The sequence below is a fragment of the Pseudomonas sp. LBUM1656 genome (genome assembly GCF_059716065.1).
Genome location: NZ_CP166800.1, coordinates 4,585,428 through 4,602,706, shown reverse-complemented (window position 1 = coordinate 4,602,706; position 17,279 = coordinate 4,585,428). Strand labels below are relative to the sequence as shown.

At 56.2% G+C, this 17,279-nt stretch carries 15 protein-coding genes; all 15 read left to right on the top strand.

All coding sequences use genetic code 11. The annotated features are described in order from the left end of the window. Positions 1-410: 410 nt before the first annotated feature. The 15 genes from gyrA to ACA072_RS20615 all read left to right on the top strand — a co-directional run bounded on the left by gyrA (position 411) and on the right by ACA072_RS20615 (position 17,275). Positions 411-3,074, top strand: coding sequence for a DNA gyrase subunit A (gene gyrA / locus ACA072_RS20685; protein ID WP_076030247.1), 2,664 nt, complete (start codon positions 411-413; stop codon positions 3,072-3,074). Positions 3,075-3,324: 250 nt separating this feature from the next. Next, entirely contained in the window at positions 3,325-4,410 is a 1,086-nt protein-coding gene (gene serC, locus ACA072_RS20680) for a 3-phosphoserine/phosphohydroxythreonine transaminase (RefSeq protein ID WP_497620242.1), read from the top strand. Continuing rightward, complete coding sequence (pheA, locus tag ACA072_RS20675) at positions 4,410-5,504, top strand: prephenate dehydratase (RefSeq protein ID WP_028620536.1); 1,095 nt, start codon at positions 4,410-4,412, stop codon at positions 5,502-5,504. Before serC ends, pheA begins: the two co-directional genes overlap by 1 nt. Positions 5,505-5,514: 10 nt before the next feature. Next, positions 5,515-6,627 (top strand): histidinol-phosphate transaminase, encoded by a 1,113-nt coding sequence (gene hisC / locus ACA072_RS20670; RefSeq protein ID WP_497620241.1) that lies wholly within the window; start codon positions 5,515-5,517, stop codon positions 6,625-6,627. A 28-nt stretch (positions 6,628-6,655) separates the two neighbouring features. Continuing rightward, entirely contained in the window at positions 6,656-8,863 is a 2,208-nt protein-coding gene (locus tag ACA072_RS20665; RefSeq protein ID WP_497625023.1) for a bifunctional prephenate dehydrogenase/3-phosphoshikimate 1-carboxyvinyltransferase, read from the top strand. Beyond that, the gene (gene cmk / locus ACA072_RS20660; protein ID WP_497620240.1) at positions 8,860-9,549 is read left to right on the top strand and encodes a (d)CMP kinase; all 690 of its coding nucleotides are present in this window, start codon (positions 8,860-8,862) and stop codon (positions 9,547-9,549) included. The genes ACA072_RS20665 and cmk overlap by 4 nt, the downstream gene beginning before the upstream one ends. A 120-nt stretch (positions 9,550-9,669) precedes the next feature. Further along, positions 9,670-11,364, top strand: coding sequence for a 30S ribosomal protein S1 (gene rpsA, locus ACA072_RS20655; RefSeq protein ID WP_074874771.1), 1,695 nt, complete (start codon positions 9,670-9,672; stop codon positions 11,362-11,364). Positions 11,365-11,567: 203 nt separating this feature from the next. Continuing rightward, positions 11,568-11,846, top strand: coding sequence for a hypothetical protein (locus ACA072_RS20650; protein ID WP_497620239.1), 279 nt, complete (start codon positions 11,568-11,570; stop codon positions 11,844-11,846). Between the two features lie 141 nt (positions 11,847-11,987). Continuing rightward, the gene (gene ihfB / locus ACA072_RS20645) at positions 11,988-12,296 is read left to right on the top strand and encodes an integration host factor subunit beta (protein ID WP_054051920.1); all 309 of its coding nucleotides are present in this window, start codon (positions 11,988-11,990) and stop codon (positions 12,294-12,296) included. Between the two features lie 11 nt (positions 12,297-12,307). Then, positions 12,308-12,547: a lipopolysaccharide assembly protein LapA domain-containing protein gene (locus tag ACA072_RS20640; protein WP_497620238.1), complete on the top strand. Its 240-nt coding sequence runs from the start codon at positions 12,308-12,310 to the stop codon at positions 12,545-12,547. Between the two features lie 230 nt (positions 12,548-12,777). Further along, the gene (gene rfbB / locus ACA072_RS20635) at positions 12,778-13,857 is read left to right on the top strand and encodes a dTDP-glucose 4,6-dehydratase (protein WP_497620236.1); all 1,080 of its coding nucleotides are present in this window, start codon (positions 12,778-12,780) and stop codon (positions 13,855-13,857) included. Beyond that, entirely contained in the window at positions 13,854-14,747 is an 894-nt protein-coding gene (gene rfbD, locus ACA072_RS20630) for a dTDP-4-dehydrorhamnose reductase (RefSeq protein ID WP_497620234.1), read from the top strand. Before rfbB ends, rfbD begins: the two co-directional genes overlap by 4 nt. Beyond that, positions 14,744-15,637 carry a glucose-1-phosphate thymidylyltransferase RfbA gene (rfbA, locus tag ACA072_RS20625; protein ID WP_497620233.1) on the top strand — a complete coding sequence of 298 codons (894 nt, stop codon included), beginning with the start codon at positions 14,744-14,746 and terminating at the stop codon, positions 15,635-15,637. Before rfbD ends, rfbA begins: the two co-directional genes overlap by 4 nt. Continuing rightward, positions 15,634-16,614 (top strand): dTDP-4-dehydrorhamnose 3,5-epimerase, encoded by a 981-nt coding sequence (gene rfbC, locus ACA072_RS20620; RefSeq protein ID WP_497620231.1) that lies wholly within the window; start codon positions 15,634-15,636, stop codon positions 16,612-16,614. Before rfbA ends, rfbC begins: the two co-directional genes overlap by 4 nt. Beyond that, the gene (locus ACA072_RS20615) at positions 16,601-17,275 is read left to right on the top strand and encodes an acetyltransferase (protein ID WP_497620229.1); all 675 of its coding nucleotides are present in this window, start codon (positions 16,601-16,603) and stop codon (positions 17,273-17,275) included. The genes rfbC and ACA072_RS20615 overlap by 14 nt, the downstream gene beginning before the upstream one ends. Positions 17,276-17,279 lie beyond the last annotated feature (4 nt).

Below are 17,279 nucleotides of genomic sequence, written 5' to 3'. Positions count from 1 at the left end.
AAGGACGCCATCGCCAGCAGGCTGGCTCCCACAGGGTTTGTGATCGACACAGATCAAATGTGGGAGCCAGCCTGCTGGCGATTAGGGTCTGAAAGTCAATAATCATCTGTAATTCAGCAGCCAATTCTGCATTCGCAGCGGCTCTAAGCCTCTCTCGTCCCCTTTAAGCCTGCCACCAGTCAACTAACTACACTCCATGCGCATCTGGGGGATAGGTGCGTGGCGGCTCTTGTGATAACATCCGGCGTTTTCCGAGGCAGTCCCACGGGGTTGTCTTTACTGCGCAAATCCATGGTTCAACTTGTTGATTTGTCGTAAGTCGGTGCATGGCACTCAGCCTGCAGCGGCGAGCTTCGTTCGTCCCATATGGATGTGACGAAGTTTCACCAGAAAAAGGAATCGAGCTTCTCATGGGCGAACTGGCCAAAGAAATCCTCCCGGTCAATATCGAAGACGAGCTGAAGCAGTCCTACCTCGACTACGCGATGAGCGTAATCGTCGGGCGGGCCCTGCCGGATGCGCGCGATGGCTTGAAGCCCGTGCACCGGCGTGTGCTGTTCGCGATGAGCGAGCTGGGCAACGACTTCAACAAGCCGTACAAGAAATCTGCCCGTGTTGTCGGTGACGTGATCGGTAAGTATCACCCGCACGGTGATACCGCGGTGTACGACACCATCGTTCGGATGGCGCAGCCATTCTCGTTGCGCTACCTGCTGGTAGACGGCCAGGGCAACTTCGGTTCCGTGGACGGCGACAACGCCGCCGCCATGCGATACACCGAAGTGCGCATGACCAAGCTGGCGCACGAGCTGCTGGCTGACCTGCACAAAGAAACCGTGGACTGGGTGCCGAACTACGACGGCACCGAAATGATCCCGGCGGTCATGCCGACCCGTATTCCCAACCTGTTGGTCAACGGCTCCAGCGGTATCGCCGTGGGCATGGCGACCAACATCCCGCCGCACAACCTCGGTGAAGTCATCGACGGTTGCCTGGCCCTCATCGACAACCCTGAGTTGACCATCGATGAGCTGATGCAATACATCCCGGGTCCGGACTTCCCGACCGCGGCGATCATCAACGGTCGCGCCGGCATCATCGAAGCCTACCGTACCGGTCGCGGCCGCATTTACATGCGCGCCCGCTCGATGATCGAAGACATCGACAAGGTCGGTGGCCGTCAGCAGATCGTCATCACCGAACTCCCTTACCAGCTGAACAAGGCCCGTCTGATCGAGAAGATCGCCGAGCTGGTAAAAGAGAAGAAGCTTGAAGGCATCACCGAACTGCGCGACGAGTCCGACAAGGACGGTATGCGCGTCGTGATCGAGCTGCGTCGCGGCGAAGTGCCTGAGGTGATCCTCAACAACCTCTACGCCCAGACCCAGCTGCAAGCCGTATTCGGTATCAACATCGTCGCGCTGATCGACGGCCGTCCGCGGATCCTGAACCTCAAGGACCTGCTGGAAGCCTTTGTTCGTCACCGTCGCGAAGTCGTGACCCGCCGTACCGTTTTCGAACTGCGCAAAGCCCGCGAACGTGGCCACATCCTGGAAGGTCAAGCGGTTGCCCTGTCGAACATCGACCCGGTCATCGCCCTGATCAAGGCTTCGCCGACGCCGTCGGAAGCCAAGGAAGCGCTGATCAAGACGGCGTGGGAATCTTCCGCGGTGGTCGCGATGGTTGAACGTGCCGGTGCCGATTCGTGCCGTCCAGAAACCCTGGACCCGCAATACGGTTTGCGCGAAGGCAAGTACTTCCTGTCGCCGGAACAGGCGCAAGCCATTCTGGAACTGCGTCTGCACCGCCTGACCGGTCTGGAACACGAAAAGCTGCTGGCCGAGTATCAAGAGATCCTCAACCAGATCGGCGAACTGATCCGCATCCTCAGCAGCGCCACGCGCCTGATGGAAGTGATCCGCGAAGAGCTGGAAGTGATCCGCGCCGAATACGGCGACGTGCGCCGCACCGAGATTCTCGATGCCCGTCTCGACCTGACCCTGGGTGACATGATCCCGGAAGAAGAGCGCGTCGTGACCATCTCCCACGGTGGCTACGCCAAGACCCAGCCGTTGGCTGCGTACCAGGCTCAGCGTCGTGGCGGTAAAGGCAAATCGGCTACCGGCGTGAAGGATGAGGACTACATTGCTCACCTGCTGGTCGCCAACAGCCACACCACGCTGCTGCTGTTCTCCAGCAAAGGCAAAGTGTACTGGCTGAAAACCTACGAAATTCCGGAAGCCTCCCGCGCGGCCCGTGGTCGTCCGCTGGTCAACCTGCTGCCGCTGGACAGTGATGAATACATCACCACCATGCTGCCGGTCGACGAGTACACCGAAGGCCACTTCATCTTCATGGCCACCGCCAAAGGCACCGTGAAGAAGACCCCGCTGGAATCCTTCAGCCGTCAACGCAGCGTCGGCCTGATCGCACTGGAACTGGATGAAGGCGACGTACTGATTTCAGCTTCCATTACAGATGGCAGCCGCGAGGTCATGCTGTTCTCCGACGGCGGCAAGGTCACCCGCTTCAAGGAAACCGACGTTCGCGCCATGGGCCGTACCGCTCGCGGTGTGCGCGGCATGCGTCTGCCGGAAGGCCAGAAGCTGATTTCCATGCTGATCCCGGAAGAAGGCAGCCAGATCCTCACTGCTTCGGCCCGTGGTTTCGGCAAGCGCACGGCGATCACCGAGTTCCCTGAGTACAAACGTGGCGGTCAGGGCGTTATCGCCATGGTCAGCAACGACCGTAACGGCCGTCTGGTCGGCGCGGTCCAGGTGCTCGACGGCGAGGAAATCATGCTGATTTCCGACCAGGGCACCTTGGTGCGTACCCGTGTCGACGAAGTCTCCAGTCTGGGCCGTAACACCCAGGGCGTAACCCTGATCAAACTGGCCAGTGATGAAACGCTGGTCGGTCTGGAGCGAGTTCAGGAGCCGTCGGAAGTCGAGGGCGAAGAGCTTGAGGGTGAAGAGGGTGAAGAGGGTGCGGTGTTCGACGGCGAAGTCGTGATTGACGACGTTGTTGAAGATCAGCAACTCGACGCCGCTGCTGACGAAGAGCCACAAGAGTAAGTGGACAAACAGGGGGCGGATGAAAATTCGCCCCCTTGTTGTTTGTCCGGACGAAAAATTCGAAATCGGTGGAGATCCCTTGTGGGAGCGAGCCTGCTCGCGATGCAGGCGCTGCGGTGCCTCTAAAACCCCGCGGTGATGCATTCGCGAGCAGGCTCGCTCCCACAGATGTTTTGCTTTAGCAGGGATCTGTGTCGATTGATGTTGTGATTTATTGCGTGATTACCACCAAATCAGAGCGAGATTGGATGTGAGCAAGAGAGCCTATAACTTCTGTGCCGGTCCTGCGGCACTTCCCGAAGCTGTCCTGCAGCGCGCCCAGGGTGAACTCCTTGACTGGCACGGCAAAGGCCTGTCGGTCATGGAAATGAGTCATCGCAGTGATGAGTTCGTGTCCATCGCCACCAAGGCCGAGCAGGATCTGCGTGATCTGCTGAATATCCCCTCGAACTATAAAGTGCTGTTTCTGCAAGGTGGCGCCAGCCAGCAATTTGCTCAGATCCCTCTGAACCTGTTGCCGGAAAGCGGCACCGCCGACTATATCGACACCGGTATCTGGTCGCAGAAAGCCATCGAAGAAGCGACGCGCTACGGTAACGTCAACGTTGCCGCCACCGCCAAGCCTTACGACTATTTCGCCATTCCCGGTCAGAACGAATGGAACCTGTCGAAAGACGCGGCCTACGTTCACTACGCACCGAACGAAACCATTGGCGGTCTGGAATTCAACTGGGTTCCGGAAACCGGTGACGTTCCGCTGGTCGCCGACATGTCCTCGGACATCCTCTCGCGTCCGATCGATGTTTCACGTTTCGGCATGATCTACGCCGGCGCCCAGAAAAACATCGGCCCGAGCGGCATCGTCGTGAACATCATTCGTGAAGACCTGCTGGGGCACGCCCGTTCCCTGTGCCCGACCATGCTCAACTACAAGGTCGCGGCCGACAACGGCTCGATGTACAACACCCCGCCAACCCTGGCCTGGTACTTGTCCGGCCTGGTATTCGAGTGGCTGAAAGAGCAGGGTGGTGTTGAAGCCATCGGCAAGCTCAACGAAGTGAAGCAGCGCACGCTGTATGACTTCATTGATGCCAGCGGCTTGTACAGCAACCCGATCAACAAGTCGGACCGCTCGTGGATGAACGTGCCGTTCCGCCTGGCTGACGACCGTCTCGACAAGCCATTCCTGGCCGGTGCCGAGGAGCGTGGCTTGCTGAACCTCAAGGGTCACCGTTCCGTGGGCGGCATGCGTGCCTCCATCTATAACGCCGTCGACATCGTTGCGGTCAACGCACTGGTTTCGTACATGGCAGAGTTCGAGAAGGAACACGGCTAATGTCTGAGCAAGAACTCAAGGCACTGCGCGTTCGCATTGATGCCCTGGACACCAAAGTCCTGGAGCTGATCAGCGAGCGCGCACGCTGCGCCCAGGAAGTTGCGCGAGTAAAGATGGCCTCGCTGGCCGAAGGCGAAGTGCCGGTGTTCTATCGTCCTGAGCGCGAAGCTCAGGTGCTCAAACGTGTGATGGAACGCAACCAGGGGCCGCTGGGCAACGAAGAGATGGCGCGTTTGTTCCGCGAAATCATGTCCTCGTGCCTGGCCCTCGAGCAGCCACTGAAAGTAGCGTACCTCGGCCCTGAAGGCACCTTCACCCAGGCCGCCGCCATGAAGCACTTCGGTCACGCCGTGATCAGCAAGCCGATGGCGGCGATCGACGAAGTGTTCCGCGAAGTGGCGGCCGGTGCGGTGAACTTTGGCGTGGTCCCGGTGGAAAACTCCACCGAAGGCGCGGTCAACCACACCCTCGACAGCTTCCTCGAACACGACATGGTCATCTGTGGCGAAGTCGAGTTGCGGATTCACCACCACTTGCTGGTCGGTGAAAACACCAAGACTGACAGCATCAGCCGCATCTACTCCCACGCCCAGTCCCTGGCCCAGTGCCGCAAGTGGCTGGACGCGCACTACCCGAATGTCGAGCGCGTGGCAGTTTCGAGCAACGCCGAAGCGGCCAAGCGGGTCAAGGGTGAGTGGAACTCGGCGGCGATTGCCGGCGACATGGCTGCAGGCTTGTACGGGCTGACCCGTCTGGCCGAGAAAATCGAGGATCGCCCGGACAACTCCACGCGCTTCCTGATGATCGGCAGCCAGGAAGTGCCGCCGACCGGCGACGACAAGACCTCGATCATCGTCTCCATGAGCAACAAGCCTGGTGCGCTCCACGAGTTGCTGGTGCCGTTCCACGACAACGGCATCGACCTGACGCGAATCGAGACGCGTCCTTCGCGCAGCGGTAAATGGACCTACGTGTTCTTCATCGACTTCGTCGGCCACCACCGCGATCCATTGATCAAGGGTGTGCTGGAAAAGATCAGTCAGGAAGCAGTGGCACTCAAAGTGCTGGGTTCCTACCCGAAAGCAGTTCTTTAAGGGGTAGCAAATGAGTGGTGACTTCCTCGCTTTGGCACAGCCGGGCGTGCAACAACTTTCGCCTTACGTTCCGGGCAAACCCGTGGACGAACTGGCGCGCGAGCTGAACATCGATCCGGCCAAAATCATCAAGCTGGCCAGCAATGAAAACCCGTTGGGCGCCAGTCCAAAGGCGCTGGCGGCCATTCGTGACGAACTGGCCGAGCTGACCCGCTATCCGGACGGCAACGGTTTTGCGCTCAAGACCCTGCTGGCTGAGCAGTGCCGCGTCGAGCTGAATCAGGTGACGCTGGGCAACGGTTCCAACGACATTCTGGAGCTGGTAGCGCGCGCTTATCTGGCGCCAGGCCTGAACGCAGTGTTCAGCGAGCATGCGTTTGCCGTCTACCCGATCGTCACGCAAGCCGTTGGCGCGACGGCCAAAGTGATCCCGGCCAAAGACTGGGGCCATGATCTGCCCGCCATGCTGGCTGCGATCGATGCCGACACCCGCGTGGTGTTCATCGCCAACCCGAACAACCCGACCGGGACCTGGTTCGGTGCCGAGGCGCTGGATGAATTCCTGCAGGACGTGCCGGAGCATGTTCTGGTAGTGCTGGATGAGGCTTACATCGAATACGCCGAAGGCAGCGACTTGCCGGATGGCCTGGATTTCCTGGCGGCGTACCCGAACCTGCTGGTCTCGCGCACGTTTTCCAAGGCTTATGGCCTGGCGGCGTTGCGGGTCGGTTACGGCTTGTCGACCGCGGTGGTCGCTGATGTGCTGAACCGCGTGCGTCAGCCGTTCAACGTCAACAGCCTGGCCTTGGCCGCTGCGTGCGCTGCGCTGCAAGATGCCGATTACCTGGCTGAAAGCCGTCGCCTCAACGAATCCGGCATGCAGCAACTGGAAGCGGGTTTCCGTGAGCTGGGGCTGAGCTGGATTCCGTCGAAGGGCAACTTCATCTGCGTCGATCTGGGGCAGGTGGCTGCGCCGATCTTCCAGGGGTTGTTGCGCGAAGGCGTGATCGTGCGTCCGGTGGCCAATTACGGCATGCCGAACCATCTGCGCATCACCATCGGTTTGCCGGCTGAAAACAGCCGCTTCCTTGAGGCGCTGACCAAGGTTCTGGCTCGTGGTTGATGTCACTGCACTGCAATCTGCTGAACCTATGATCGGTCGCCTGGTGGTGGTCGGTCTGGGGTTGATCGGCGGTTCGTTTGCCAAGGGTTTGCGCGAAAGTGGCCTGTGCCACGAAGTGGTCGGGGTCGATCTCGACCCGCAGTCGCGCAAACTGGCGGTTGAGTTGGGTGTGGTGGATCGCTGCGAAGAAGACCTGGCCGCTGCTTGTCAGGGCGCGGACGTGATTCAGCTCGCCGTGCCGATCCTCGCCATGGAAAAAATGCTTGGCCGACTGGCCGGCATGGACCTGGGGCAAGCGATTCTGACCGACGTCGGCAGTGCCAAAGGCAATGTCGTGCGCGCCGCGACCGAAGCGTTTGGCGGCATGCCGTCGCGTTTCGTGCCGGGCCATCCGATTGCCGGTTCCGAGCAGAGCGGGGTGGAAGCCTCCAATGCCGAGCTGTTCCGTCGCCATAAAGTGATTCTGACGCCGCTGGATCAAACCGATCCGGCCGCGCTGGCAGTGGTTGACCGTTTGTGGCGCGAATTGGGCGCCGATGTCGAGCATATGCAGGTCGAACGTCATGACGAAGTGTTGGCGGCAACCAGCCATTTACCGCACTTGCTGGCGTTCGGTTTGGTCGATTCGTTGGCCAAACGCAATGAAAACCTTGAGATCTTCCGTTACGCTGCCGGCGGTTTCCGCGATTTCACAAGAATCGCTGGAAGCGACCCGGTCATGTGGCACGACATCTTCCTCGCCAACCGCGAAGCTGTCCTGCGCACACTCGATACATTTCGCAGCGACCTCGACGCCTTGCGCGACGCGGTCGATGCAGGGGATGGGCACCAATTGTTGGGCGTGTTCACGCGCGCCCGGGTTGCCCGCGAACATTTCAGTAAAATCCTGGCACGCCGGGCTTATGTGGACGCTATGAACTCCAACGACCTGATTTTCCTGGCACAACCTGGTGGCCGCCTGACTGGGCGGATTCGTGTACCGGGCGATAAATCGATTTCCCACCGTTCGATCATGCTCGGCTCCCTGGCCGAAGGCGTCACCGAAGTCGAAGGCTTCCTCGAGGGCGAAGACGCCTTGGCGACCTTGCAAGCCTTCCGCGACATGGGCGTGGTGATCGAAGGTCCGCACCACGGCCGCGTGACCATTCACGGCGTCGGCCTGCATGGCTTGAAGCCTGCGCCGGGCCCGATCTATCTGGGCAACTCCGGCACCTCGATGCGTCTGCTGTCGGGCCTGCTGGCTGCGCAGGACTTCGATAGCACGCTGACGGGTGATGCTTCGCTGTCCAAGCGCCCGATGAATCGCGTGGCCAATCCGCTGCGTGAAATGGGCGCCGTGATCGAGACCGCCGCCGAAGGTCGTCCGCCGATGACCATCCGTGGCGGCAACAAGCTCAAAAGCTTGACGTACACCATGCCAATGGCCAGTGCCCAGGTTAAATCCTGCCTGCTGTTGGCCGGCCTGTACGCCGAAGGCAAGACCACGGTCACTGAGCCGGCTCCGACCCGCGATCACACCGAGCGCATGCTGCGTGGCTTCGGCTACCCGGTCAGTGTCAACGGTGCGACCGCTTCGGTCGAATCCGGCCACAAGCTGACGGCGACCCACATTGAAGTACCGGGCGATATTTCTTCTTCCGCATTCTTCCTGGTCGCCGCGTCGATCGCCGAAGGTTCGGAGCTGGTGCTTGAGCACGTGGGTATCAATCCGACCCGTACCGGCGTGATCGACATCCTGCGTCTGATGGGCGCTGACATCACCCTGGAAAACCAGCGTGAAGTTGGCGGCGAGCCTGTGGCTGACCTGCGCGTACGTGCGGCTAAACTCAAAGGTATCGAGATTCCCGAGGCGCTGGTACCGCTGGCCATCGACGAATTCCCGGTGCTGTTCGTGGCGGCGGCCTGTGCCGAAGGGCGCACTGTCCTGCGTGGCGCCGAAGAGCTGCGGGTTAAAGAGTCGGACCGGATCCAGGTCATGGCCGATGGCTTGCTGGCGCTTGGCGTCAAATGCGAACCGACCCCGGACGGTATCATCATCGACGGCGGCCAGATTGGCGGCGGCGAAGTGCACGGTCACGGCGATCACCGTATTGCCATGGCCTTCAGCGTTGCTTCGCTGCGCGCCACTGCGCCGATTCGCATCCATGATTGTGCCAACGTCGCGACGTCCTTCCCGAACTTCCTCGCGCTGTGCGCTCAGGTCGGCATCCGCGTTGCCCAAGAGGCTCAGTCGTGAAAAACATTGCACCAGTCATCACCATTGATGGGCCAAGCGGCTCCGGAAAAGGCACCGTCGCCGGGATACTGGCCAAGCGCCTGGGCTGGAATTTGCTGGACTCCGGTGCGCTCTACCGTCTGTTGGCGTTTGCTGCGCATAATCACGGCGTTGACCTGACCAATGAAGAATTGCTGAAAAAACTAGCCGCTCATCTGGATGTGCAATTCATTGCGGCGACCGAAGGTCAACTGCAGCGCATCATCCTGGAAGGTGACGAAGTCAGCGATGTCATCCGAACGGAGAGCGTCGGATCGGGTGCGTCTCAAGTGGCTGCATTGCCCGCCGTACGCGAGGCGCTGCTGCAGCGCCAGCGAGCGTTCCAGGAAGCGCCGGGGCTGGTGGCCGATGGCCGCGATATGGGCACGGTGGTTTTTCCGGATGCGCCGCTGAAGATTTTCCTCACTGCCAGTGCCGAGGAGCGTGCGCGCCGTCGATACTTGCAGTTGAAGGGCAAAGTCGATGGTGTTAGTCTGTCGAGTCTGCTAGATGAGATCCGTGCACGCGATGAGCGTGACACCCAGCGAGCGGTAGCCCCGCTCAAGCCGGCGGCTGACGCCATACAGCTGGATTCCACGGAATTATCCATCGAACAGGTGCTGGAACGCATCATGAGCGAGATCGCCATTCGCGATATCGCCGGGTGACCAAGAAGCTCTGCAGGGGACCAGTCATAGTCTTGCAGTGCTTCTTTAAATGAACATAACCCACGTCGTCTGGGACGTGGAGATGGGCGTATCCTTCGCCCTTATTCAACAGGAATTAAAATGAGCGAAAGCTTTGCGGAACTCTTTGAAGAAAGCCTAAAAACCCTGAACCTTCAGGCAGGCTCCATCATCACCGGTGTTATCGTTGATATCGATTACCAAGCTCGCTGGGTAACCGTTCACGCTGGCCTGAAGTCTGAAGCACTCATCCCGCTTGAGCAGTTCTACAACGATGCTGGCGAACTGACTATCAACGTCGGTGACGAAGTTCACGTTGCTCTGGACTCGGTTGAAGACGGCTTTGGTGAAACCAAGCTGTCCCGTGAAAAAGCCAAGCGCGCTGAATGCTGGATTGTTCTGGAAGCAGCCTTCGCAGCCGAAGAAGTTGTCAAGGGCGTTATCAACGGTAAGGTTAAAGGCGGCTTCACTGTCGACGTTAACGGCATCCGTGCGTTCCTGCCAGGTTCTCTGGTTGACGTCCGTCCTGTGCGTGACACCACGCACCTGGAAGGCAAAGAGCTGGAATTCAAGGTCATCAAGCTTGACCAGAAACGCAACAACGTTGTCGTTTCCCGTCGTAGCGTCCTCGAAGCCGAGAACTCCGCCGAGCGTGAAGCTCTGCTGGAATCCCTGCAGGAAGGCCAGCAAGTCAAAGGTATCGTCAAGAACCTCACCGATTACGGCGCATTCGTCGATCTGGGTGGCGTCGATGGCCTGCTGCACATTACCGACATGGCTTGGAAGCGTATCAAGCATCCTTCCGAAATCGTCAACGTTGGCGACGAGATCGATGTCAAGGTTCTGAAGTACGATCGCGAGCGCAATCGTGTTTCCCTGGGCCTCAAGCAACTGGGCGAAGATCCATGGGTTGCTATCAAAGCCCGTTACCCAGAAAGCACTCGCGTTACCGCTCGTGTAACCAACCTGACCGACTACGGCTGCTTCGCTGAGCTGGAAGAAGGCGTTGAAGGCCTGGTACACGTTTCCGAAATGGACTGGACCAACAAGAACATCCACCCTTCGAAAGTCGTACAAGTCGGCGACGAAGTGGAAGTCATGGTTCTGGACATCGACGAAGAGCGTCGTCGTATCTCCCTCGGCATCAAGCAGTGCAAATCTAACCCATGGGAAGATTTCTCTGGCCAGTTCAACAAGGGCGATAAAATCTCCGGCACCATCAAGTCGATCACCGATTTCGGTATCTTCATTGGTCTGGACGGCGGCATCGACGGTCTGGTTCACCTGTCCGACATCTCCTGGAACGAAGTGGGCGAAGAAGCCGTTCGCCGCTTCAAGAAGGGCGACGAGCTGGACACCGTTATCCTGTCGGTTGACCCAGAGCGCGAGCGCATCTCCCTGGGTATCAAGCAGCTGGAAAGCGATCCGTTCTCCGAGTACGTTCAAGAGAACGACAAAGGCGCAATCGTTAAAGGCATCGTGAAAGAAGTTGACGCTAAAGGCGCCATCATCACTCTGGCCGACGATATCGAAGCGACTCTGAAAGCCTCCGAAATCAGCCGTGACCGCGTTGAAGACGCGCGCAACGTTCTGAAAGAAGGCCAGGAAGTAGAAGCCAAGATCATCAGCGTTGACCGCAAGAGCCGTGTAATCCAGCTCTCCATCAAGTCGAAAGACGATGCTGAAGAGAAAGAAGCAATCCAAAGCCTGCGCGACAAGCCAGCTTCGGATACCGCTGCTCCTGGTCCTACCACTCTGGGCGACCTGTTGCGTGCACAAATGGAAAAACAGAACTAAGTTCTGTCAGACCATAGAAAAAGGGCGACTTCGGTCGCCCTTTTTTGTGCCTGGGATTTGGTCGGCCCGATGATGGCGCGGCCATTGAAACCAATGGTCGTTCTGCGGTGTCTCTTTCTTTAATCGGATCAATCGCTTATTTGCAGCTAGTCTTTAGCTCAAGCGAACGAACGCCGGGCAGGGCACCTGCCATAAGGAAGTGAATGAACAAGCTCATTGTCGCAATGGCAATATTGACATTGGCAGGTTGTGGCACGAACGCCAAGACCCATGCGGTGCGTGGAGTCAGTGGCGTAGAGATAGATTGTTCGGGGTTGGGTTCTGGATGGGAGAAGTGTCGTAAGCGCGCGGACAAAGAGTGTAAGGCTGCGGGATATAAGGTTGTAGCAAGGTCTGATAATGCCAAGGATGAGGATGAATTCCCTTTCGGCTTCAATCCTGCGGGTTATCTGACGCGCACCATGCTGGTGATTTGTCGCTGAAGCAGGTGGGGTCGTTGTTCGGGGAAATTGGTTGGCCATTGCCGGCAGAAATATGTGAAAACTCGGGCTGTTCAAATTCCTCCGGGCATGCTAAAACCTTTGAAGCGATTTTCCTAGCTGCTTGAAAAAGAAGGGAAAAATATGACGAAGTCGGAGTTGATCGAACGAATTGTCACCCATCAAGGGCTGCTCTCATCCAAGGATGTGGAGCTGGCCATCAAGACCATGCTTGAGCAAATGTCCCAATGTCTGGCCACTGGTGATCGTATCGAAATCCGTGGTTTTGGCAGCTTTTCACTGCACTATCGTGCGCCGCGCGTTGGCCGCAACCCGAAGACGGGGCAGTCGGTTAGTCTTGATGGCAAGTTTGTGCCACATTTCAAGCCGGGCAAGGAATTGCGTGATCGGGTCAATGAAGAAGAGGAGGAAGGCTTTGACCTTCATAATTAAAGGAGCGACGCATGCGTAACCTCAAGCGTGTACTCCTCGGCATGGTTGTCCTGTTGTTGATTATGGCAGTATTGGCTTTTGTGCTGGAAAATCAACAATCGGTTTCACTGCTGTTCCTTGGCTGGTCAGGTCCACAATTACCCGTGTCGCTGGTCATGGTTCTTGCTCTGCTATTCGGCATGTTGATTGGGCCGATTCTAGGTTGGTTTCTCCGACGGGCGTCCAGATCCTCTCGCAAGCATCTTGTTTGATCGCGAAAAGAATAAGATGTATCTCGAATTGCTTCACAGCTTGTCTATATCCATTAGTAAAAGCGTCATTAAGCTGTAAAATGCTGCGCTTATCCGATAGTGGCACTTTCCTGCATCGGATCAGACTGGTTCTGTCAGAAGCCTCAGCTTAGATGATGGCTTTTGCATTCATGGATTAGACAGCGCTCGGTTTGGTGGCCCTGTCAGCAACTCAAAGGGTGTAGTTTCGCGTGAAAATTCTAGTAACCGGCGGCGCCGGGTTCATCGGCTCGGCAGTCATCCGTCATATCATCTCCAACACTGCCGACTCCGTCGTTAACGTCGATAAGCTGACGTACGCCGGTAACCTTGAGTCATTGGCCGAAGTTAGCCAGAGCTCACGCTACGTGTTCGAGCGCGTTGATATCTGCGACCGTGATGAAATCGACCGTGTTTTGCGTGAACACCAACCAGATGCCATCATGCACTTGGCCGCAGAGTCCCACGTTGACCGCTCGATTTCCGGCCCATCCGAATTTATCCAGACGAACATCATAGGCACTTACACCCTGTTGGAAGCAGCACGTCACTACTGGGCTGCACTGGAAGCTGGGCGCAAAGCCAACTTCCGCTTCCACCATATTTCGACTGATGAAGTCTATGGGGATCTTGAAGGCCCGGAAGACCTCTTCACCGAAACCACCCCCTATCAGCCAAGCTCACCGTACTCGGCGAGCAAGGCCAGCTCCGATCACCTCGTTCGCTCCTGGAGCCGTACCTACGGCTTGCCAACCTTGGTGACCAACTGCTCAAACAACTACGGCCCGTGCCATTTCCCTGAGAAGCTGATCCCGCTGATCATCCTCAATGCGCTGGAAGGCAAGCCGCTGCCGGTTTACGGTAAAGGCAACCAGGTTCGCGACTGGCTCTATGTTGAAGACCACGCCCGTGCTTTGTACAAAGTTGTGACCGAGGGTGTTATCGGCGAGACGTACAACATCGGTGGCCATAACGAAAAGCAAAACATCGAAGTCGTGCACACACTCTGCGCACTGCTCGACGAGTTGCGCCCGGACTCTGCTCATCGTCCGCACGCCGGCCTGATCACCTATGTCCAGGATCGCCCTGGTCACGACCAGCGTTACGCAATCGATGCCAGCAAAATTCAACGCGAGCTGGGCTGGACGCCGGAAGAAACATTTGAAACCGGTATTCGCAAGACTGTCGAGTGGTATCTCCACAACACCGAATGGGTAGCTCATGTGAAAAGCGGCAGCTACCAGCAGTGGATCGATCAGAATTACGCGGATCGTTCTTCGAGCAAGGCATGAAGATCCTACTGCTGGGAAAAAATGGCCAGATAGGCTGGGAGTTACAACGCTCCTTGGCAACGCTTGGCGATTTGATTGCGCTGGATCGTCATAGTGTTGATGGTTTGTGCGGCGATTTATCTGACCCCGATGCTCTGCGCGCAACGATTCGCCAAGTCAAACCTGAAGTGATCGTCAACGCTGCGGCTTACACGGCCGTCGATAAAGCAGAGTCCGAAACCGAGCTGGCGGACCGTGTGAACAGTCTGGCCAGTCAAGTTTTGGCCGAGGAAGCCGCTAACCTGAACGCGTGGTTGATCCATTATTCGACCGACTACGTTTTCAACGGTCAGGGTTCACTGCCTTGGCAAGAGTCGGACCCGGTCGCGCCAGTGAATCACTACGGTGCCAGCAAGCTCTCGGGTGAGCAGGCGATCACTGCGTCTGGATGCAAGCACCTGATTTTTCGCACGAGTTGGGTGTACGGCAGTCGTGGTAACAATTTTGCCAAGACCATGCTGCGTCTGGCCAAGGATCGTGAAACCCTGAGCATCATCTCCGACCAGGTTGGAGCGCCGACTGGGGCAGACCTGATTGCCGACGTGACGGCGTTGGCCATTCGGCAAGTAATGAAGAATCCGGAACTGGCAGGGGTGTATCACTTGGCCGCCGGAGGCGAAGTATCATGGTATGACTATGCCCGCCATGTGATCGAATTTGCGCAGGCCAGTGGCGAACAACTTGCTGTGAACGTAATCAATCCGATTGAAACAGCCGCTTATCCAACACCTGCTCGCCGACCTCTGAATTCGCGTTTGAATACTCAGAAGCTGCGCAACAATTTTTCTCTACACTTACCGGATTGGCGAAGTGGTGTAACCCGAATGCTTAGGGAAGTTCTGAATAAATGACCAAGACAAATCGTAAAGGCATCATCCTCGCTGGTGGCTCGGGCACGCGGTTGCATCCATTGACCCTTGGTGTCTCCAAACAGATGCTACCGATCTACGACAAGCCGATGATCTTTTATCCGCTATCAGTGCTGATGCTCGCAGGTATGCGAGAAATTTTGATCATTTCCACGCCCGAAGACTTGCCTTGTTTTCGTAAATTGCTGGGTGACGGCAGCCTGTACGGCATTAAGTTGACCTATGCGGAACAGCCGAGCCCGGATGGCTTGGCGCAGGCGTTCATCATTGGTGAAGAGTTCATCGGCAAAGACCCTTGCTGTCTGATCCTGGGCGACAACATTTTCTACGGTCAGCACTTCTCAGACAACTTGCGTTCCGCGACGACCCAAAAGGAAGGCGCAACGGTATTTGGTTACCACGTTTCTGATCCTGAGCGATTCGGTGTCGTTGAATTCGATGCCTCGGGACGTGCTCTGAGTATTGAAGAAAAGCCGGTAAAGCCTAAATCCAATTACGCGGTTACCGGACTGTATTTCTACGATAACGATGTGGTTGAAATCGCCAAGAGCATTAAGCCTTCGGATCGCGGCGAGCTGGAAATTACCGATGTCAATCGGGCCTATCTGGAACGCAAGACACTTAGCGTGGAGATGCTGGGGCGCGGTTTTGCCTGGCTCGACACAGGCACGCATAATTCCCTCTTGGAAGCGAGCCACTTCGTTCACACTATCGAGCAGCGCCAAGGCTTGAAAGTGGCTTGCCTGGAAGAAATTGCTTTCAATAATGGTTGGATAGACTCAGCCCAACTGAAGATTCAAGCTGATAAATTAGCAAAAACAGGATATGGGCAGTATTTGCAAAAAATGCTGGATGAGGGGCGTCACTCGTGAGGCTCCTCCAAACTTCTTTGCCTGACATAGCTATTCTAGAGCCTGCGATTTTTGGAGATTCGCAGGGGGGGACTATGCAGAGCTTTGATGAATCTGCATTCCACAAGGCCCTTAAAGAGGCCGGTTTTCCGGTACCGCGGCCTCTAATCCAGGATAACCATTTTTGTTCAAGGAAGGGTGTGCTTCGAGGCCTGCGTTATCAGCTTCCTCCCCGTGCTCAAGGCAATTTGATCAGAGTAGTCAATGGTTCAGCTTATGTAGTGGCCGTTGATGTGCGTCGCGACTCACTGACATTCGGAAAATGGGTTGGCATTGAGCTGGACGCTGTTAGTCAGCGCATGTTGTGGATTCCCGAGGGCTTCGCACACGGCTTTGTTGCATTAGAGGATAATACTCATTTTTTCTGTAAGACAACTAATGGTCACCATAAGGAGTCTGAGAGAAACGTCAGGTGGAATGACCCTGATATAGGCATAGACTGGCCTGGGTTTACAGAAAAAACCATTAGTACTGAAGATGCAGTTGCGCCTCTCTTGAAAAACAGTGAGTCACACTCTGAGTTTCTTCAGGGCACTACCGAATTAAAGGACTTGAAAGTAATCGGTGATAATCGCGGAAGTTTGATCGCGCTCGAACAAGGCTTGAACATTCCTTTTGCGATAAAACGTGTTTATTACATATACGATACTCTCTCTGATGTCGGTCGTGGTTTTCACGCACACCGACGTCTAGAACAAATGGCAATTTGTGTGGCCGGAAGTTGTAATATAGTCATTGATGATGGCGCCACCAGGCAGCAAGTAAGACTGGATTCAGCGAGTAAGGCCTTGATCATCCGTAATATGATATGGCGTGAAATGCATGAGTTTAGTGATGACTGCGTTCTTCTTGTTTTGGCCAGTGAATACTATGATGAGTCCGACTATATTCGGGATTATGACCAATTCATTAAGGAGGTGAGTTGTGGAAAAAAATAAAAAATTGGTAATCGCCGGCGCAGGCGAGTTGGCAATGATTGCCTATGAATATTTCACATATGATTCCGCTTACGAAGTTTGCGGGTTCGCCGTCGAGCGAGAGTATATCGAAAGCGCTTCGCTCTATGACTTGCCTATCGTTCCCTTGGAAGACGTGGAGCAGCAATTTCCTCCTTCCGAGTTTGAAGTGTTTGTGGCGATTCCCGCGTCACAACTCAATCGCTTGAGAACGCGTTTGTATCATTGCGTTAAAGAGAAAGGCTATACCTGTGCCACCTATATCAGTTCTCGTGCATTTGTATGGCGGAACGCGGAAATCGGGGATAATTGTTTCATATTTGAAAATAATACTGTGCAACCTTTCGTTAAGATTGGGAATAACGTCATTCTCTGGAGTGGTAATCACATCGGTCATCGCTCGGTGATTGAGGATAACTGCTTTATTTCCTCGCATGTGGTTGTTTCGGGCTACTGTACCATCGGGGAATCTTGCTTTTTAGGGGTGAACTCTACGCTTAATGATCATGTGACGGTTGCACGGGACTGTATTGTGGCTTCCGGTTCATTGGTATCGAAAGACCTGAAAGAACCTGAGCGTATTTATTATGGTTCTCCAGCAAAAGAACTACCAAAGAAAAGTTCACTCAGCGTTAAATTGTAGAGGA